We start from the raw sequence: 19,809 nt of genomic DNA on the forward strand, positions 1-19,809 counted from the left end.
CCTAGTGGCTTTAATTTGTCTCAGTGGAATTGGACGGGGTAGGGGAGGAAGCTGGTTTTTGCCCAATCGCACTTCCACCCGAAACTGCTGAATAGTCGCCACGCGTTGCCAATTCCTTCGCGGCGTCAAGATAAGCAACTGCGCCCCGAGACCCTGGATCGTAGGAAATTACGGTCTGCGAATATCCCGGCGCCTCCGATACCTTCACAGATCGAGGGATGAGATTACGTAGCACAACCTCACCGAAGTAGTTACGAACCTCATTGGCAACTTCTTCCGAAAGCTTGGTGCGGCCATCGAACATAGTGAGCAGCACAGCAGAAATATGTAGCTCCGGATTGAGATGCTGACGAATCATCTGCACGTTATTCATCAGCTGAGTCACACCCTCCAAGGCGTAAAACTCACACTGAATCGGGATCAAAACCTCGTTGGCGGCAGTCATCGAATTCAGAGTCAACAGACCGAGCGAAGGAGGGCAGTCAATAATGAGAAAGTCAAAGCCGTTGTCAATCAGGTACTGATCTGACACTGCATCGAGAAGTCGGCGCTCACGGTTCAGGAGCGAGACCAGCTCAATCTCGGAGCCCGCCAAGTCCAATGTCGCTGGCACACAAAAGAGATTCTCAGATTCAGGGGAACGCTGGATGACATCGTCAATCTGTAGTTCGCCAATTAGAAGCTCATACGTCGACGGGGTCCCGGAAACATGCTCAATCCCCAGGGCCGTAGAAGCATTTCCCTGCGGGTCATTATCGATGACTAGCACCTTGAGACCATGCCGCGCGAGCGCCGACGCGATGTTGACTGCCGAAGTGGTCTTGCCCACGCCACCCTTCTGGTTGGCGATAGTAATACGGCGCGGGCGTTCGGGGCGTGGAAGCGATAAACGGTTCGGGGCCTTAACTTGCGCTGCCCGTTGAGCTGCCGCAGCGATGGGTGTGTCTTGCCAGGACTTCCGGCTCATTAACTATTCCCCTTACAAGCACAGCAATCACCAATCATGGCCACTGGAGTGCGAATAAAAACTTAGTAACTATCTGCAAAAGCGTAATCATCAAGCCCCAACAAGCGTTAGACGCCGACGATTGTGGAAATGTTTCACGTGAAACATCCACCTTGGCCGGTAGGACTTTGCCATACCGCGATACTTATCCCACTCTAGCCCGACGGCACTACGCGCCTCAATGTCGAAACCAAAACACAAGCGAACCGGCAGTGGAGTAGGGGAGGGGGACTTACAACCTACTTCTTCTGAATAATCACGGCGTACGTCGAAGTTCCCAACACGGAACCGCCAACCTCTACAACGCGGGGATTAGTTCCCTTCGCCTTGGCAATAAGCTTTGCGTCCCGATCAATCTCCTCTTGCGCAGTTCCACCCTTCAGTGCAACCATCGCGCCTCCGGATTTAACTAAAGGAAGCGACCAGCCCGCCAATTTCCCAAGAGGGGCAACAGCGCGAGAAGTGACGACATCTACTTGGCCAACCTCAGCGCGAACCACTTTCTCCTCAGCGCGGCCGCGAACCACGGTCACATTGTCCAGCTCGAGATCTTCCACAACCTCGTTCAAGAAAGTCGTACGGCGCAGCAATGGTTCCACAAGAACCACCTTCAAATCTGGTCGTGCAAGAGCAAGCGGAATCCCGGGCAAGCCTGCCCCCGAACCAATGTCCGCAACTAGAAGCCCTTTGCCTATCGCTTCTCCAACTACCGCAGAATTGATAATGTGCCGATCCCACAGCTTTGGAGTTTCACGTGGCCCAATCAAACCTCGGACTGTAGCCTCCTCAGCCAACCATGAATGGTAGCGGTATGCTCGATCGGCATTCCCTCCAAACACGGTATCTATCACCGAACGCAGATCCGGATCGACCAAACCTGCGGAGGCTTCTTGATTATCGACGTCTTTCGCGGAGTTACTCAACAGTTCCACTAACCTTTCCAATGGGGCAGCTGTGCCGTCACCCGTCGAGCTTTTCATTACCCCTAGTGTACGACAGTGCAACAGCCATGTTTCACGTGAAACATTGACCGGAGTTGGATGCCAAACTCCAGGCCCCACAGAAAATTACATGCCTGTAATAACAGCGACGTTGTCTGCGCGATAGAGTGCCAAGGCAAGCAAAAACGCCCCGCATCAACTGCGGGGCGTTTCGATTAATTAACTTATGTAGACGAAGGGCGATTCCACTTCAGCTATTTCTTTTTCCGCTTCCGGTTCTTCCGATTTGCGGGTTTCTGTCCTGGCGCTGGCTTCGAGACTGGGCCCTGCTGTCCCTTCCCCGAATTACCATCCGGAAGATGGCTAGAAGCCTTGTTCGCTGCAGAGGCCTGACCGGACTGCGCCTGCTGCGCATTCTGCGCTGCCTGACGCTTGCCACCCTTCTTCGGATTGATTGGCTTCTGGCCAACCTTCGGAGCGAGCTTCTCCTGTGCCTCGCGCTTGGCAGCCTTCTTAGCTGCGACAGCTTCCTTCTCTTCCTCATCCAGCTTGCCGAAGATGTAGCGCTGCTGGAAGTAGGTCCAGACGTTGTTAGTCACCATGTAGACAAGAAGGCCGATGTGCCAGAAAGCACCGGTAACAAGAATCATGATTGGGAAGAACCAAAGCATCATCTTGTTCATCATGTCCATCTGCTGACCCATAACGCCTTCCTGGCGCTTCACCAGACCGGCTTCCTGGCGGGCACGCGTGCGGTCAACAGACATGCGAGCGTTGAAGTGCGTTGCAAGTGCCGCGATAACAATCAGCGGAATGGCAACGATCATGATGTCCATGCGGGTGAAGTCCGCAGGCGTACCAGGCACAGTAAAGGCTGCGTATTGATCCTCACCCATACCAACCGAACTGGACAGTGGAGCATTGAGCACACGAGCCAGCAGGAAGGACCGCACCTCATCTACACCGAAGACGTAGTTAGGCGTATTCCAGTTCTGCTCCACCGACATGCCGAGCGCATTGCCCGTCGTACCCGTTCGGTTGAACGAACGCAGCACGTGGAAAAGGCCAATGAACACAGGCATCTGAACCAGAATCGGCAAACAGCCGCCGAGCGGGTTGACGCCCATTTCCTTCTGTAGCTGGCGCATAGCAAGAGCCTGAGCCTGCTGATCGTTCTTGTACTTCTCCTTGATGGCCTGCATCTCAGGAGCGAGCTGCTGCATCTTGATGGCAGAACGCTGCTGGTTCAGCATCGGCTTAAACAGGAGGATACGGATGGTGACCACAAGCAAAATAATGGCCAGCACCCAGGAGATACCCGAGGAGGGATCGAATAGGAAACCTGAGGCCTTATGCCAGAACCACAGGATGGCCGAAATCGGCACATACACGAAATTGAGCACGGTCTAAGATCACTCCGTTCTTTAGGGGACAGCGCACTCGCGCCTTCGTCTACAAAGCCCCGTCAAAGGCTAAGCATTACTAGAGGTTACCTGTGCATTCGCCTCAACCACGAACCCAGGCCGGGGAATGTGGCAGGAACTGGATCCCAGCCACCCGGATGCCAGGGTGCGCAACGGAAGATGCGCAAGAGAGTCAGCCACAGGCCACGAATAGCTCCAAAGCGGCGCACGGCCTCAAGACCATATGCGGAGCAGGTCGGTTCAAAACGACATGTGCTGGTCGGCTTCAGGTTAGAGATGCGACGGCGATAGAAGAGAATCGCCCGCTCCGCCACACGTGCACCAGGGCCGTGGGCGAGGGGACCGTCGTCAAGCGAATTAGCGCCGACGTTCGTATGTGGCGAGTGCCGATTGCACATCGTGGGACAGCTCCTGGCTGGTGGCTGTGGCAGATGCAGGCAGCGCGCGAACGACAATGTCCATGGTGGACGGAAGATTCTGCGCGGCCGCGGCCATAACATGGCGGAGCTTGCGGGATACAGCGTGACGAGTCACAGCGTTGCCCACAGCTTTAGATACGACAAGACCGACACGCGGACCACCAAACCTGGCAATCTGCGTATCGGTCTTATCTTCACCGCCAGAAGCGGCGGTGTCACGAATATGCAAGACCAAGGTCTTGCGTCCGATTCGGCGTCCACGTCGTACGGTGACCGTGAAGTCACGCGAAGAACGCAGCTTATTGCTCTGAGGGAGCACCGAAATCGGCGTCCTCTTACTTAAGCGGACAGGCGGGCACGGCCCTTGCTGCGGCGTGCTGCCACAACGGCGCGACCGGAACGGGTACGCATACGGGTACGGAAGCCGTGCACGCGTGCACGACGGCGGTTATTCGGCTGGAACGTCCGCTTCGACACGGTTGACACTCCTTGAAACTCAAACGACCACGAGTCCACGCTGAACACACCGCAGTAAACTCCTCGCTTCGAGTCCGAGGCAGCGATGCGTCTGACGCATTCCCGTGATGCACGGAAAAATTACTTACCGACAGATTGAAAGCTACATGCATTCTGTCGGGTCCAAGCACAAGCTCGGACTCATATCTCAATGGATATGAAACACCCAGATAGGTTACGTCGAATCGAGCGAGAAATTCAAATCAACACGCCGGATTTACCTGGAGAATCATTTTCCAAGTTTTCCGACGGTACCGATGTTGACCTGTGGAAATACTGACCTATGCACTGCAATCCACAGGGTGTTTATCCCATCAGCTGTGGATAACTTCCACACCATGAATCACAGCGAGCAGGGGAAATAACGTGTTTACCTAGGTAAACGCAGACTAGGGGGCTATTTTTCATTGTGGGCAAACTGTGGATAAACTGTTAGTCAATTAGCGACAAGGTTTATCCACAGGTGTGGACAAACATGTGGAAGTCCTGCTCGGGGCGTATAGCACCTTGTGTAGAAACACCCCACAGGGCGAATTACAAGAAATAGCCCCCAAATGGGCAGATATGGCGCTCTCGCCATGCCAAAAACGCTCCACAAAAACAGGTCGCCTCGATAAATTTGATGAACGTAAACATGTAAAAGGACATTCACACAGTGAGCGAACAACCAGAATTGCCAGGTGGACTCTGGGAGCAGGTCGTTTCTATCCTGACTTCACCAGAAGGTGCGCCGGAGTTGGGCATTGCACCACTACGCCCGCCACACAAGGCACTGCTGCGGTCAGTGACGCACACTGGTGACTTTCCAGGTTTTTTCCTGCTCAGCACTCAATCGCCAGTGGTGCAGGCGCTGGTAAAAGAAGAGCTCAAGGGCATTATCGAGGCCGTCTTAGCTTCGCTGACCGGTGAGGAGTTGGAAACGGTCATTACCGTTGCCGATCCTGCTGACGACGCTGAAGATAGCCAGGCAGCAGAGACCACTCAATCACCTGCACAGCACTCGGGACAGATGCCATCTGCAGCTTCGCGTCCGCAGCAGGCTCAGCGTCAACAGCCAAACCAGCAGCACCAGCAGCAATCTGGCCGCAACTACCCGTTCCCCAGTGCAGATGCGAATGACTTCAATCGCCACGAGCAGCACCAGGGATCGACGCAGACGCCACAGGTGCCGCAGACACACCAGCAGAATGTCCATAATCAGCAGAGTGCCCAGTCACAGCACCGATCGATGGACGCAGTGGATTCAATGGCGCAGGGGCTTTCGCACTCATCTGCCGAGAATCCGATGACTATTGCTGATCAGCGCCAGGTCACAAGTCCTTTCCGCTCCGAGAGCCACGGCACTCCAACCGAGATGAGCATGCCTTTCGAGGAGCCCACCCTCAACCCGAACTACACCTTCGAAACCTTCGTCATTGGTCCGCAGAATAAGTTCGCCGCCGCAGCCGCCGTCGCTGTTGCGGAGTCTCCGGGGCGCACCTACAACCCGCTGTTTATCTCCGGCGGTTCGGGTCTTGGCAAGACGCACCTGCTCCACGGCATTGGTCACTACGCCAAGCATTTGTACCCTAACCTGCGGGTTCGTTACGTTTCCTCGGAAGAGTTCACCAACGACTTCATTAATTCCGTGCGTGACGACGCCCAGGAATCCTTCAAGCGTCGCTACCGCGATTTGGACATGCTCATCATCGATGACATCCAGTTCTTGGAGGGCAAGGAAGGTACACAGGAAGAGTTCTTCCATACGTTCAATGCCCTGCACCAGTCCAATCACCAAATTGTGCTGTCGTCGGACCGCCCACCACGCGAGCTTAAGACCCTGGAGGATCGCCTTCGTACCCGCTTCCAGTGGGGGCTCAATCCGGATCTGCAATACCCGGACTTGGAGACGCGAATCGCAATTCTGTCGAAGAAGGCACAGCTGTCTGATTTGGTCGTTCCGCATGATGTACTCCAGTACATCGCGGAGAACACCTCGTCTTCTATTCGTGAGCTCGAGGGGCGTCTACTGCAGATTAGCGCTCACGCATCCATGATTCATGAGCCTGTGACCTTGAAGTTTGCGCAGGAGATCCTCGGTGCCGACGAAATCGAGGTGCAGATTACCCCGGAGATCATCATCTCCACCACGGCTGAGTACTTCGACCTAACGGTTGCGGATTTGGTGGGCCCGGGTAAGACTCGTCCGGTCGCTCATGCTCGCCAGATCGCGATGTACTTGACGAGGTCCTTCACTGAGCTTTCGTTGCCGTCGATTGGCCGGGAGTTCGGAAATCGTGACCATTCGACGGTTTTGCACGCTGAACGCAAGATTGTTAAGGAAATTCAGGAGAAGAAGCCCTCAAAGGACCAGGTCAACGACCTGACTACGCGCATTCGAGACCGAGCTCGCGGCACGGCTTAAAAACCTTGGGCTCTGCGTGCGGAATTCTTGTTATTAACTGCGGTTTTTCCGTGCACAGAGCTGTGGACAACTCGTAAATTTTGTGGATGAAAGATGAAGCCCGAACACTATCCACAGACACCCCAAGTTATCCACAGTTAGACGCACTGGTTATCCACAGCTCGAAACCGGTGAAGACCAGCGGGAATCATGTAATTTCACAATGTGCACACCCCCTATTACTACTCCCGACTTTAAAAATCTCTAGAAACTTCTAGATAAAAGGGGGCCTGCGCACAACCTCGGGCAAACAACCTCTGGCGCACAACTTCATAAATGCCAAGAACGAGTAAGAACTACGATTAAGCACTAGACGGACTACAAGAATCCCAGTGAGGTCTTTGGCAGTCTGCAGTAGAGTTGTACGATGGAATCTTTGTAACTCCAGTCATGTGCGCTGACATAGCGTGCTGACAACACAAAAGACGGCTAATAACAGACATCCAATACCGGTGGAGGAACGATGGAGCAGACCGATGTCCGTATTCGCGCGGCTAAGGACGATCTCGCGGGTGCGGTGAGCTGGGTTGCTCGTAACCTGCCTGCACGCCCGACTCAGCCGATTCTGCGTGGCATGATTTTTCTCGCGGATGACAATGGTCTGCAGCTCGCTGGCTATGACTACGAGGTCTCGACTCAGATTCGTATTAGCGCAGAGGTCGATGAGCCCGGTCGCTTCGCCGTCAATGGCAAGTTGGTTTCTGACATTGTCTCTAAGCTGCCGAATAAGCAGGTAGAGATGCACTTTGATGGCACGAAGGTCATCGTTCGCTGTGGTTCTTCCCGCTTCGAGTTGCCAAGCCTGACCTTGGAGGATTACCCGCAGCTACCAGAAGCTCCGGCTGCTACCGGCACTGTCGATGCCGCTCTGCTGGCTGAGGCTATTGGTCAGGTCGCTATCGCTGCCGGCAAGGATGAGTCGCTGCCGATGCTGACCGGTATCCGGATGGAAACCGAAGGTAACGAAGTCACTCTCGCTGCCACCGACCGTTTCCGCCTGGCGGTTCGCAGTTTCGAGTGGGAGCAGATCCCGGAGGGGGAGACTAAGCTGCTCATCCCGGCAAAGACCTTCGCGGAGACTGCCCGCACTCTCGATACCACTTCCAGTGAGCCAGTGACCTTGGCATTCGGCGACGGATCCGATGATCGTGAGGTCGGCTCCGAAGGTCTGCTGGCTATCCTCGCCGATCCTCGTCGCACTACCACGCGACTGCTGGACGCCGAGTTCCCGAAGTTCCGCCCGTTGCTGCCGAAGCAGCATTCCTCCATGGCTGTTGCCCGTGTTGACCAGCTGCAGGATGCCATCCGTCGTGTGTCTCTGATGGCCGATCACGGTGCGCAGATTCGCATGGACTTCTCCGATGGCCAGGTTGTCCTTTCCGCTCATGGCGACGAGGTTGGTCACGCAGAAGAGACTGTGGCCTGCAACTTCTATGGGGAACCACTTCTGATTGCCTTCAACCCGCAGTACCTGCTCGAGGGGCTCAGCGCTGTTCGCTCCCACCGCGTTCTGCTGGGCTTTACGCAGCCCTCGCGTCCCGCGATTCTCATTCCGGAGCCGGAAGCCATCCCGGAGCTCGGTGAGGACGGCTTCTACCCAACGCCGGAGACCGACTTCACTTACCTGCTGATGCCTGTGCGCCTGCCGGGCTAGTCTGCGGCTATGCACATTCGGTATTTGTCCTTGCGGGACTTCCGCTCCTGGCCGGAGTTGGAAGTCGAGTTCACGCCTGGAATTACCGTATTTACCGGGCAAAATGGCTACGGCAAGACCAATATCGTCGAGGCCGTTGGATATCTCTCCACGCTCGGTTCGCATCGAGTGTCTACGGATGCTCCGCTGGTTCGTTCGGGGACCCCGTCGGCACGCATTTCGGCGACGGCGGTCAATGATGGCCGAGAGCTGACGGCGCATCTGCTCATCAATCCGCATCGCGCGAATCAGGCGCAGATTAATCGCACGCGGCTGAAGTCTCCGCGGGAGCTGCTGGGGATCGTCAAGTCGGTCTTTTTCTCGCCCGAGGATCTCACGTTGGTCAAGGGCGAGCCCGCGTCCCGTCGCCGCTACATCGATGATTTGCTCGCTTTACGACGGCCACTGTCCGCAGGTATCCGCATTCAATATGACAAGATCTTGCGTCAGAAAAATGCGCTGCTGAAGTCGGCGGGCTCGACGCTGCGCCGTGGCTATTCTTCCTCGGAGGGGCAGGCCGCACTGAGCACGCTGGACACCTGGGATGCGCAATTGGCGCAGGTGGGAGCGGCACTAATGGCTGCGCGCATGGATTTGATTGCCGAACTGTCGGAACACGTCAGCGAGGCCTATGCCACGCTTGCCCCGCACTCGCGCCCAGCCACGATTGCCTATGCGCCGAAGGTCGACAGTCTGGATGGCGGGCCATTGCCCAGCGAACCGGAGCTGCTCGAGGCACTGCTGCTGACGAAGATGGCGGAGCGCCGCACCGCGGAGATTGAGCGCGGTTCCTGTCTCGTTGGTCCGCATCGCGATGATCTCAACCTCATTCTCGGCAATGACCCCGCCAAGGGCTTCGCTAGCCACGGCGAGACCTGGTCTTTTGCACTCGCGCTGCGTCTCGGCGCGTACTTTTTGCTCCGTGCCGATGGGCCCGACCCGATCTTGGTGCTTGACGACGTGTTTGCGGAGCTCGACCGGCATCGTCGGGAAGCTCTCATGGAGATCGCGCAGCAGGCTGAGCAGGTGTTGATCACCTCGGCGGTGGGGGAGGAGTTGCCTCAGGCACTGGTCGAGGATTCTTCTGTCACTCATCACACGGTGACGGTGGCGCAGACTGAGCAGGGGCGAATCTCACTGCTGGATGAAAACCCAGTCGCGGAAGAGTGACGGGTATGGTCGAGAACATGGAGCCGGATAACTCACCGGAAGAAGAAAAGGACCTGATCAGCGACGCTTTCTTCCGCATGCGCGATGCCGCTAAGGAGGGCGGTCACAAGTTACCGAATCTCCAGCGGCCACCGAAGAAGAAGGGCTCGTGGTCTGGCCTCGATAGCCGTGTGCCTGTGAAGGCCGCGGAGGGGATTGTTGCGGACGTCGATAAGCAGCGGGCAGCGCAAGCAGTGGTGCGAGATCGTGCCGGTACGGTGATTTCACCGAGCCTATTGAAGGAGGCGGGGATTCGGCTGTACCGGAAATATGACCGTCGACCTGCGCCGATTGGTGCGGTGCTGAATAAGGCAGTAGTCGATCGCGGCTGGCAGATCCACATTGCCCACGGTGTGATCATGACGGAGTGGGATTCGATGGTCGGCAAGGTTGTCGCGGAACACTCCCAGGTCAAGGAGTTCAAGGACGGCACTTTGGTGGTCGAGTGCCAATCGACAGCATGGGCAACACAGCTGCGGCTGGCACAGCGACAGGTTTTGAAGTCGATTGCGGAACGCGTCGGCGATGGGGTGGTTGAGGAAATTAAGGTGCTGGGGCCAAAAGCGCCGAATTGGCGCAAGGGCAAATTGCACATCGAGGGCCGAGGACCGCGTGATACTTACGGGTAAAGGTCGGTAAACGGTCTACGATTAGCCGTCGGTATGCGTAAAACTGCGAAATTTGGTCCTTTGAGCGCATCGGCTATATCCACAGTAGGGGACTACGTTGGGGTAAGATGGGCAGGAGAAAACCGGCAGGCGGTTCTTGAGACGTTATCGACTTCCAAACTAGCCAGACCTATCTAGTAGTCCTATGTAGTTCTGGCTGGCGCTGATAGCGCTTGACCGCCGGCCTATTTTTCGCGCGCTGACGAATGTTGCGCGGGGAGAGAACCAAGAATAGGAGACGCGCCGAACCGTGGCTGCTACCGAACATCAATATGACGCCTCATCGATTACCATCCTCGAGGGCCTCGAGGCCGTGCGTAAGCGGCCGGGTATGTACATTGGCTCAACTGGTGAGCGTGGCTTGCACCACCTGGTGTGGGAGGTTGTAGACAACTCCGTCGACGAGGCGATGGCGGGTTACGCCACCGATGTTGAGGTCACTCTGCTGGAAGACGGCGGCGTTCAGGTCCGCGATAACGGCCGTGGTATTCCTGTCGAAATGCACCCGTCGGGTATGCCGACGGTGCAGGTGGTTATGACTCAGCTGCACGCCGGCGGCAAGTTTGACTCCGAGTCCTACGCTGTCTCCGGTGGTCTGCACGGTGTGGGTATTTCGGTGGTTAACGCGCTGTCGACGCGCATGGAAACCGAGGTCATCCGCGATGGCTACACCTGGTACCAGAACTTCGACCAGGCTGTTCCGGAAGAAATTATCCGAGGTAAGAAGACTCGCGGTTCGGGTACCACGCAGCGTTTCTGGCCGGACCCGGAGATTTTTGAGACCACCGATTTCAAGTTCGACACCATTTCTCGCCGCCTGCGCGAGATGGCGTTTTTGAACAAGGGCCTGACCATCACGTTGGTGGACAAGCGTGTCTCCGAGGAGGAGCTCGAGGCCGAGGCTCTGGCGGAGCAGGCGGAGACCGAATCCGCTGAAATCGCCAAGGATGCGGTTGAGGAGCAGAAGGAGAAGGCAGAGAAGACCACCAAGCCGAAGGAGCGCCGCAAGGTCTTCCACTACCCGAATGGTCTGCGGGATTATGTCGAGACTCTGAACAAGTCGAAGAACATCATCCACCCGACCATCATTTCCTTCGATGCTGCAGGTGACGGCCATGAGGTCGAGATTGCAATGCAGTGGAACTCGGGTTACTCCGAGTCGGTGCACACCTTCGCCAACACCATTAACACCATTGAGGGTGGCACGCACGAAGAGGGCTTCCGTTCTGCGTTGACATCGCTGATGAACCGCTATGCGCGTGAGCACCGCCTGTTGAAGGAGAAGGAAAACAACCTCTCCGGCGAGGACTGCCGTGAAGGTCTCGCTGCCGTGATTTCGGTGAAGGTCGCCGATCCGCAGTTCGAGGGCCAGACGAAGACGAAGCTGGGTAACACCGAGGTGCGTTCCTTCGTCCAGCGCATGACTAATGAGCACATCGGTCACTGGCTGGAGGCCAATCCGGCTGAGGCCAAGGCCATTGTTAACAAGGCCATTGCTTCGGCGCATGCCCGTCAGGCGGCTCGTAAGGCCCGTGACCTGGTGCGTCGTAAGTCCGCGACCGATCTTGGCGGTCTTCCGGGTAAGTTGGCGGACTGCCGTTCGAAGGATCCGAAGCAGTCCGAGCTGTTCATCGTGGAGGGTGACTCCGCAGGTGGTTCTGCAAAGGCAGGCCGAAACTCGCTGTTCCAGGCCATTTTGCCGCTGCGCGGTAAGATCTTGAACGTCGAGAAGGCGCGCCTGGATAAGACGCTGAAGAATAACGAGGTCCAGGCCATTATTACGGCGCTGGGCACCGGTATTCACGACGAGTTCGACATCGAGAAGCTGCGCTACCACAAGATTGTGCTGATGGCCGACGCCGACGTCGATGGTCAGCACATTGCCACGCTGCTACTGACGCTGCTGTTCCGTCTGATGCGTCCGCTGATTGATGAAGGGCACGTCTACCTCGCCCAGCCGCCGCTGTACAAGCTCAAGTGGGCCAAGGGTGAGCCGGGCTACGCCTACTCAGATGCTGAGCGCGATCAGCTGCTGGAAGAGGGGCTGGCTGCCAACCGCAAGATCAACAAGGACGATGGCGTTCAGCGTTACAAGGGTCTCGGTGAGATGAACGCCGCTGAGCTGTGGGATACCACCATGGATCCGGATCACCGCGTGCTGCGTAAGGTCGCCCTCGAGGACGCGCAGAAGGCCGATGAACTGTTCACCATTCTGATGGGCGATGACGTCGCTTCACGACGTTCGTTCATTACCCGTAATGCGAAGGACGTTCGCTTCCTCGACGTTTAAGCCGGTACCTGGTTTTAGTTTTCGCCTTGTCGGTTCCCCTGACAAAACCTCAGTTCAGCCATTAATGTTTATGAAATGGAAGATACTCGGGGAAGCATGGTCAACGGGGAACCGCCAGTCGAGCCACGTATTGTGCAGGAGACTTTGCCAGATGGCTCCGTGACCCCGATGGCGCTTCGGTTTCCCGAAGGTTCGCCTCGGGGCATTGTCGTTATTTGGCCGGGCTTTGGCATGGGTGCTCGCTACTACCGGCCGATTGCCCAAGAGTTACAGCGCCGAGGTTTTTGCGTCCTGACCTCGGAGTTGCGCGGCCAGGGTAACCAGACTGCGGTGGCCACCCGCCGTCACAATTGGGGCTACCAGGATCTCGCGTCGGTGGATTACCCGTTGGCCGTGGCGCGGGCTCGCAAGGAGTTTGACCACCTCGCGGCAGGGGAGAAGCTACCCATCTACTTGCTGTGTCATTCCATGGGCGGTCAGATTGCCTCGCTGTATCTGGCCCGACCGGAAGCGGACGTGGCCGGCGTAGTGATGGTTGGCTCCGGTACTCCGCACTACAAGTGTTTTACCGGCAAGGAGTACAAGCGACTCCGTTACGGTGCACCGTTTATGCAGGTGGTGTCCCAGATCCTCGGTTATTGGCCAGCGGGCAGGCTTGATGTGGCCGGCTATGGCCGGCAGGCTCGTAACCATGTGGTGGAGTGGGCGCGGTTCTCTCGTACGGGTCTTCTGCGACCGCGCGGTGCGGATATCGACTATGCCGCTGAGATGCCGAAGGTGACTACCCCGGCGCTGCTGCTGAACTGTGGTGGTGATCGTGACTGCCCGGAGGCCTCCGCACAGGCGCTGGCACGGATGCTGCCGAATTCGGCAAAGTACGAGTTCATTGAGCAGCGCCTTGGCCACAATCGCTGGGCGCGTGAGCCACAGGCTGTGGTTGACCGTCTAGAGCAGTTTATTGAGGAAATTTAAACCGCAATTTTCCAGCTGGTAATCTGCGCTTCTTAACGTAGATGCCTATGGCAACTTCACCTAAAAATATATCTGAATTTTCCCGTCGGCACTTCCTGCAGACCGCCGCAGGTGTCGGTGCTGTCACCGCTGCGAGCACGCTGCTGCCGCCATCATTGCGCCATGCACTCGCGCAGCCCCGACCGGCTGGCTCCCTCGACCAGGTTGAGCACGTTGTCGTGTTGATGCAGGAAAACCGCTCTTTTGATCACTACTTCGGCACTCTCCGAGGTGTGCGGGGGTACAACGACAATTCCGCTTTGCCGGGCGTTTTCAACCAGAGTGGGGTCAGTCCATACCTGATTCGCAACGCCGCTAATCGCGGTGATCTCTCGGTGGAGTACATTGCAAGTTTGCCGCACGGTTGGGAAGACGGGCAGGTTGCACTAAACGGCGGCCGCTGTAATGGCTGGATCGAGGCCAAGGGCAACGGCACGATGGCCTGTTATGACCGTCAGGACATCGCGTTCCAATTCGCTCTCGCAGAGACGTTCACTATCTGCGATGGTTACTTTTCCTCGATGCCTACGTCGACAAGCCCGAACCGCAACTACCTGTTTTCGGGTGATACCCGAAAGGAACCGTGGGGGACTGGAGCGGTTGGCAATGCGGCGTACGAGCCGACGCACCCGGGGTACAGGTGGCGCACGTATGCCGAGGATCTCTCGGCGGCTGGGGTGCCATGGCGCGTCTACCAGGAGTGGGATAACTACACGGACAACAACCTGGATTTCTTCGCCGCGTTTCGAAATATTGGCCGCAAGGTCATTCGTGAGGCCGGGCTGCCTGGGCTCGACATGACGGGCTTCCACGAGAAGCTGCTGGAACTGGGCGATGGGATGCCGCCAACTGCAGAGCAGCAGGAGATGGTCGACCGCCTGAATGCCGCTGTGGAGAAGCTGCCTGAGGCGGAACGGGATCTCTATGATCGCGCGCTGCACCGCCGCCAGCCGGGCACGCTAACCGACGCTTTCCGACGGGATGTTGAATCTGGGGAGCTGCCAAAGGTGTCCTGGATTGTGCCTTCGGCCGCGGAAAGCGAGCACCCGGGAGCGTCCTCGCCGATTCAGTCGGCGAATATCACTTACCGCCTGTTGGATGCGTTGGCCTCCAACCCGGAGGTGTGGGCCAAGACGGTCTTCCTGATTAACTTTGACGAGTTTGATGGTTACTTTGACCATGTGGTGCCGCCGCTGCCGCCGAAGAACGAGCCAGGGGAGTGGTACCTGGGCAAGCCGAAGGGGCTCGGTTTCCGCGTCCCGATGACTGTCATTTCACCGTGGTCGGTGGGTGGTTCGGTGTCCTCAGAGGTCTTCGATCACACTTCGGTGATCCGTTTCCTGGAGCAAGTCACCGGCGTGAGCTGCGGAAATATCACTGATTGGCGTCGCCGGATTTGTGGTGATTTGGTATCCACACTGGACTTCTCGGCATCTGCGGGAATGCAGCTTCCAGAGCAGCCGGGGCCAGCGCCAGAGTTTGTGAAGCGCTGGGAGGCGGAGCCGGCCGGTGACTATCCGGTGCAGGAGTCCGAGCAGGCGACCGCGCTGCCGACACCGTACCGGCTGCACGCCTACCTCAAAGGCGGCAATCTTGTGCTGGTCAATGACGGTTCCCGTGAGGCTGTTTTCGCTGTTTACAGTGGCAATAAGGTGGAGCATCACACGGTGCTCGGTACGTTAGAGCTGCGAATTGGACTCCTGGAGCGCGAACTTACCGTGTGCGGCCCGGACCGCTTCCTGCGTGTATTCAGCAAGACGGCGAAAGAGTTGCCGGAGGTCACTTTGGAGCACGCGGCGGGACGTGTTCTAGTTGGCGGGCAGGACCGGACGGCTGATTATGTCCGTGATGGTTGGTACGAGGTTGAGCTGGCTGAAGGTGAGGCCACGGCGTATTACACGGGCCGGCTGGAGTCTGGCAATCGCATTCCGACCAGCCCGTTTACCCGAAAGGGTGACTAGGCCCTGTCCCCGGCTAAGTGCCACCTTTGACCAGTTCCCACGTCTCTGCGAATGACAGCTCTTCGCCGTTGGTGGTGAGGAGTATGTGTGCAAGTAGTGCGCCCAGTGTGGTGTTGCCAAAACTTAGTGGTTTCACGTGAAACGTTGCGTAAGCGACCGCTTGTGCAGCCGCAGAAACCATGGGAAAGCTACGGTGACCAGCAATGACTCCTGAGCTGGCGGCGACAATAGCGCTGATTGTCCACGGCCTCGCAAGTGTAGCGTCGACCAATTCCGGCACTGTGGCCACCAGTTCATCGGTGGCCGCCAGGATAGCGGCCTCGCTGAGAGGCTGAATCTGGGGCGTGCTCATTCCTGTGCTCCCCGGGGCCTTGGGGAGCTCAACTTTCGCAGCAGCGCCATGTCAGTATCAATTACGCTTGCCGTAATTTCCCGGGCCTGACCTTGCTGAAGGGCTCTCGCTGCGGCGGATTCGATGGCGCGAATGGCGGCCTCGTGTTTAGACACGCCCTCCATGTGCGCCAGCAGAGCCAAGGCGGTGTCCTGTTCTTTCGTGAGCCTCAAGGTCATCGCCATCGCATTTGCTCCCTGCTATCTAACTGCGCTTCTTAACTGCGCTAGTTTGTTTCTCGCTATCAGGCCTAAAACCCCAGATTTGATACCACAATGGTATCGAAAAGTTGCACACGGCGTCGTAAAGCGGGCTCTAAAGCCCTGTAGAATGGATGCGAACCTCTTTTAAGTAAAGGAAGCAGTCATTGAGCGACGATAACAACAACGACGGCTCATCTTTCGGAAGTGGAGTATTGGGCCACCAGGTTCGCCCGATCGACATCAATGAAGAGATGCAGTCGAGCTATATCGACTACGCCATGAGCGTGATTGTTGGCCGCGCGCTGCCGGAGATCCGTGATGGTCTCAAGCCGGTGCACCGCCGCATTCTCTACGCCATGTTCGACAACGGCTACCGCCCGGAGCGCGGCTATGTGAAGTCCGCAAAGCCGGTTTCGGACACGATGGGTAACTACCACCCGCACGGCGACAGAGCTATTTACGACACCATGGTGCGCATGGCGCAGCCGTGGTCCATGCGCTATCCGCTTGTCGACGGTCAGGGTAACTTCGGCTCCCGCGGTGACGACGGCCCCGCAGCTATGCGTTACACCGAGGCCCGTCTGACGCCGTTGGCCATGGAAATGGTGCGCGACATTCGCGAAAACACCGTCGATTTCCAGCCGAACTACGACGGTCGTACGACAGAGCCGGTTATTCTGCCGTCGCGTGTCCCGCAGCTGTTGATGAACGGCTCCGGCGGTATTGCCGTCGGTATGGCCACCAATATCCCACCGCACAACCTGCGTGAGGTCGCGGATGCCATCAACTGGTGCCTGGACAACCCGGAAGCGGATGAAAAGACCACGCTGGATGCGGTCATGGAGCGCATCAAGGGCCCGGATTTCCCAACTGCCGCCCAAATTGTCGGCGATAAGGGCATCAAGGAGGCCTACACCACCGGCCGTGGTTCGATTCGCATGCGCGGTGTGACCTCGATTGAGCAGGAGGGCACCCGTCAGTCGATTGTCATCACTGAGCTGCCGTACCAGGTCAACCCGGACCGCATGATTGCCAACATCGCGGATCAGGTCAAGGACGGGCGTCTGCAGGGCATTGCCTCGATTGATGACGAATCTGACCTGAAGTGGGGCATGCGTATCGTCGTCAAGCTCAAGCGCGACGCCGTACCGCGTGTGGTGCTGAACAACCTGTACAAGCACTCCCAGCTGCAGACCAGCTTCGGTGCGAACATGCTCGCCATCGTCGACGGTGTGCCGCGTACGCTGCGCATTGACCAGATGGTGACGCTGTATGTCGCCCACCAGATTGAGGTCATCGTTCGACGGACCCAGTTCCGCCTGGACGAGAAGGAAAAGCGCGCCCATATCCTGCGTGGCCTGGTCAAGGCCCTGGATATGTTGGACGAGGTCATCGCCCTGATTCGCCGGTCTGCCACGGTTGATACCGCGCGCACGGGCCTGATGGGTCTGCTCGAAATCGACGAGATTCAGGCTGACGCCATTTTGGCGATGCAGCTGCGTCGTCTGGCTGCTCTGGAACGCCAGAAGATTATTGACGAGTTGGCTGAGATCGAGCTCGAGATCGCCGACCTGAAGGACATCCTGGCCAAGCCGGAGCGTCAGCGTGCCATCGTTAAGGAAGAGCTGGGCGAGGTAGTGGAGAAGTACGGCGATGACCGTCGTACCCAGATTGTGGCCGCTGAGGGCGACGTCACCGAAGAGGACCTCATCGCCCGCGAAAACGTGGTCGTGACCATTACTTCCACGGGCTACGCCAAGCGCACCAAGGTCGATGCCTACAAGGCCCAGCGCCGTGGTGGCAAGGGCGTGCGCGGTGCGGACCTGAAGCAGGACGACATTGTCCGCCACTTCTTCGTCTGCTCCACGCACGACTGGATTCTGTTCTTCACCAACAAGGGTCGCGTCTACCGTCTCAAGGCCTACGAACTGCCGGAGGCCACTCGCGCCGCCCGCGGCCAGCATGTCGCCAATCTGCTGGAGTTCCAGCCGGAGGAGCGCATCGCCGAGGTGCTGCAGATTCAGAGCTACCAGGACAGCCCGTACCTGGTGCTGGCCACCAGCGAGGGCAAGGTTAAGAAGTCTCGCCTGGAGGACTACGAGTCCGCTCGTTCCGCTGGCCTGATTGCCATCAACCTGCGCGAAGGCGACTCCCTCATCGGTGCTCGTTTGTGCTCTGCTGACGATGACCTGCTGCTCGTCTCCGAGCGTGGCCAGGCTATCCGTTTCACCGCCTCCGACGACGCGCTGCGCCCGATGGGCCGCGCCACGGCCGGTGTCCAGGGTATGCGCTTCAAGGGCGACGACAAGCTGCTCAGCATGGTCGTGGTCGAGGAAGAGCACAACCTGCTGGTTGCAACGACCGGTGGCTTCGGCAAGAAGACCAAGCTCAGCGAGTACACCCCGCAGAACCGTGGCGGTATGGGCGTGTTGACGCTCAAGTACGACCCGAAGCGTGGTCCGCTGATGGGCGCCCTGGTGGTCGACAACGACGACGAAATCTTCGCTGTCACCTCCGCCGGCGACATCATCCGCACCAACGTCAACGAGATTCGTGCCACCTCGCGTGCCACTAAGGGCGTGCGCCTGGTCAATCTCGCTGACGGCGTGGAACTATTGGCTGTCGACCGCAACGTCGAGGATGAGGGCGAAGAGACCGCTTCTAAGGTCTCTGAGGCCGGAACCTTGGACGTAGTCCCGAAGCGCACCGGCGCCACCAAGAGCACCGGTGCTGCCGAGTCCGGTGACTCGGAGGCGGAGAAGGAGTAAGCGTATGGCCGAAACTAACTTGGTAGTCGACAAGGTGAGCCCCTGGTCCGCCATGCGCATTACGGCGGCCACTGGTTTCATTTGCTTCCTCGTCTGGCTTGCCGCGGTTGGCCTGCTCTACCTCTTGCTCTCCGGGATGGGATTGCTCGCTCCGATCAGTGAAATGATCGGCGGGGAGGATTCCATCAGCGCGGGTCTTGTCCTTGGCCTGGCGGCCGCTGTAGGTGCGCTGTGGTGGGTGCTGTCGATTGGATTCATGGCCCTCGGCGCGGTTATCTACAACGCTTGCGGCGGTCTCGTCGGAGGTCTCAAGATTTCGCTTGCCGACGACGACTAGGCTGCCTTGCCGCCCGCTGGCCCCGGTGTCACCCCCGTTCGGTGGCTCCGGGGCCGCGTTGGTTCAGAGGTGTTTTTCAGTGAACTGGTTGTGGAGTAGCTGTAATGACTACTTAATGACTGCTTTTTAACCTAATATTTAGGCCTCTGACCAGGCGATTTGTGAAGTGTCATGGTTACGGGTTAAGTTATATCTCGTTCCACGGGGCCTATAGCTCAGGCGGTTAGAGCACTTCGCTGATAACGAAGGGGTCGGAGGTTCAAGTCCTCCTAGGCCCACTCCGAACAAGGTATAATTGCTCGGTATACGGGGCTTTAGCTCAATTGGTAGAGCACCTGCTTTGCAAGCAGGAGGTCAGGGGTTCGATTCCCCTAAGCTCCACAAAAAAAATTCCCCCCGGTCGTAAGGCCGGGGGAATTTTGCGTTCTGGGTTAGGTGGCGGTTCTAGGGGCGGGTTAAGGGTCAAAATGTGTGTCTGGCTCGGCGTGTCGCGGGGGTTAGATTTGGCCTTTTTGAATGCCGATTGAGT

17 protein-coding genes and 2 tRNA genes are annotated in these 19,809 nt (G+C 57.6%); 11 read left to right on the forward strand and 8 right to left on the reverse strand.

Going from position 1 to position 19,809, the window contains the following annotated elements; all coding sequences use genetic code 11:
- Positions 1-10: 10 nt before the first annotated feature.
- The 6 genes from QP981_RS08940 to rpmH all read right to left on the reverse strand — a co-directional run bounded on the left by QP981_RS08940 (position 11) and on the right by rpmH (position 4,267).
- Positions 11-967 (reverse strand): ParA family protein, encoded by a 957-nt coding sequence (locus tag QP981_RS08940; protein ID WP_048733133.1) that lies wholly within the window; start codon positions 965-967, stop codon positions 11-13.
- Positions 968-1,245: 278 nt separating this feature from the next.
- On the reverse strand, positions 1,246-1,881 hold the full coding sequence (rsmG, locus tag QP981_RS08945) for a 16S rRNA (guanine(527)-N(7))-methyltransferase RsmG (RefSeq protein ID WP_224783766.1): 636 nt from the start codon (positions 1,879-1,881) through the stop codon (positions 1,246-1,248).
- Positions 1,882-2,201: 320 nt separating this feature from the next.
- Entirely contained in the window at positions 2,202-3,350 is a 1,149-nt protein-coding gene (gene yidC / locus QP981_RS08950) for a membrane protein insertase YidC (RefSeq protein ID WP_048731382.1), read from the reverse strand.
- Between the two features lie 86 nt (positions 3,351-3,436).
- Positions 3,437-3,769, reverse strand: a complete 333-nt coding sequence (yidD, locus tag QP981_RS08955; protein WP_082149732.1) for a membrane protein insertion efficiency factor YidD — start codon at positions 3,767-3,769, stop codon at positions 3,437-3,439.
- Positions 3,729-4,109, reverse strand: a complete 381-nt coding sequence (gene rnpA, locus QP981_RS08960; protein ID WP_048731381.1) for a ribonuclease P protein component — start codon at positions 4,107-4,109, stop codon at positions 3,729-3,731. The genes yidD and rnpA overlap by 41 nt, the downstream gene beginning before the upstream one ends.
- Before the next feature lie 20 nt (positions 4,110-4,129).
- Complete coding sequence (rpmH, locus tag QP981_RS08965; protein WP_005511646.1) at positions 4,130-4,267, reverse strand: 50S ribosomal protein L34; 138 nt, start codon at positions 4,265-4,267, stop codon at positions 4,130-4,132.
- 694 nt (positions 4,268-4,961) lie between these two features.
- Here rpmH and dnaA point away from each other — a divergent pair.
- From dnaA to QP981_RS09000, 7 genes are all read left to right on the forward strand, one after another.
- Positions 4,962-6,710, forward strand: coding sequence for a chromosomal replication initiator protein DnaA (gene dnaA / locus QP981_RS08970; protein WP_070607171.1), 1,749 nt, complete (start codon positions 4,962-4,964; stop codon positions 6,708-6,710).
- 502 nt (positions 6,711-7,212) lie between these two features.
- Entirely contained in the window at positions 7,213-8,403 is a 1,191-nt protein-coding gene (dnaN, locus tag QP981_RS08975) for a DNA polymerase III subunit beta (protein WP_070600956.1), read from the forward strand.
- 9 nt (positions 8,404-8,412) lie between these two features.
- Entirely contained in the window at positions 8,413-9,612 is a 1,200-nt protein-coding gene (recF, locus tag QP981_RS08980) for a DNA replication/repair protein RecF (protein ID WP_048731375.1), read from the forward strand.
- 5 nt (positions 9,613-9,617) lie between these two features.
- Positions 9,618-10,280, forward strand: coding sequence for a DciA family protein (locus tag QP981_RS08985; RefSeq protein ID WP_049170117.1), 663 nt, complete (start codon positions 9,618-9,620; stop codon positions 10,278-10,280).
- A gap of 289 nt (positions 10,281-10,569) precedes the next feature.
- Positions 10,570-12,609 carry a DNA topoisomerase (ATP-hydrolyzing) subunit B gene (gyrB, locus tag QP981_RS08990; RefSeq protein ID WP_016421743.1) on the forward strand — a complete coding sequence of 680 codons (2,040 nt, stop codon included), beginning with the start codon at positions 10,570-10,572 and terminating at the stop codon, positions 12,607-12,609.
- A gap of 75 nt (positions 12,610-12,684) precedes the next feature.
- Positions 12,685-13,581 (forward strand): alpha/beta fold hydrolase, encoded by an 897-nt coding sequence (locus QP981_RS08995; protein ID WP_350309473.1) that lies wholly within the window; start codon positions 12,685-12,687, stop codon positions 13,579-13,581.
- 47 nt (positions 13,582-13,628) lie between these two features.
- Positions 13,629-15,581 (forward strand): alkaline phosphatase family protein, encoded by a 1,953-nt coding sequence (locus QP981_RS09000; RefSeq protein ID WP_284857875.1) that lies wholly within the window; start codon positions 13,629-13,631, stop codon positions 15,579-15,581.
- Between the two features lie 13 nt (positions 15,582-15,594).
- On the opposite strand, the gene QP981_RS09005 is transcribed toward QP981_RS09000, so the two are convergent.
- Both QP981_RS09005 and QP981_RS09010 read right to left on the reverse strand, forming a co-directional pair.
- On the reverse strand, positions 15,595-15,933 hold the full coding sequence (locus QP981_RS09005; RefSeq protein WP_284857876.1) for a hypothetical protein: 339 nt from the start codon (positions 15,931-15,933) through the stop codon (positions 15,595-15,597).
- A complete protein-coding gene (locus QP981_RS09010) occupies positions 15,930-16,157 on the reverse strand; it encodes a CopG family transcriptional regulator (RefSeq protein ID WP_070827216.1) in 228 nt (75 codons plus the stop codon). The genes QP981_RS09005 and QP981_RS09010 overlap by 4 nt, the downstream gene beginning before the upstream one ends.
- A gap of 269 nt (positions 16,158-16,426) precedes the next feature.
- Here QP981_RS09010 and gyrA point away from each other — a divergent pair, with 269 nt between their 5' ends.
- The 4 genes from gyrA (at position 16,427) to QP981_RS09030 (ending at position 19,661) form a co-directional block, all read left to right on the forward strand.
- Entirely contained in the window at positions 16,427-18,943 is a 2,517-nt protein-coding gene (gene gyrA / locus QP981_RS09015) for a DNA gyrase subunit A (RefSeq protein WP_502869566.1), read from the forward strand.
- A 4-nt stretch (positions 18,944-18,947) separates the two neighbouring features.
- Positions 18,948-19,280, forward strand: coding sequence for a DUF3566 domain-containing protein (locus QP981_RS09020; protein ID WP_284857878.1), 333 nt, complete (start codon positions 18,948-18,950; stop codon positions 19,278-19,280).
- A 204-nt stretch (positions 19,281-19,484) separates the two neighbouring features.
- Positions 19,485-19,558: transfer RNA gene (locus QP981_RS09025), tRNA-Ile, on the forward strand.
- Positions 19,559-19,588: 30 nt separating this feature from the next.
- Positions 19,589-19,661 (forward strand) — tRNA-Ala (locus QP981_RS09030).
- Positions 19,662-19,809: the final 148 nt, after the last annotated feature.

Source organism: Corynebacterium sp. MSK047 (assembly GCF_030232285.1).
Classification (GTDB): Bacteria; Actinomycetota; Actinomycetes; order Mycobacteriales; family Mycobacteriaceae; genus Corynebacterium; species Corynebacterium jeikeium_D.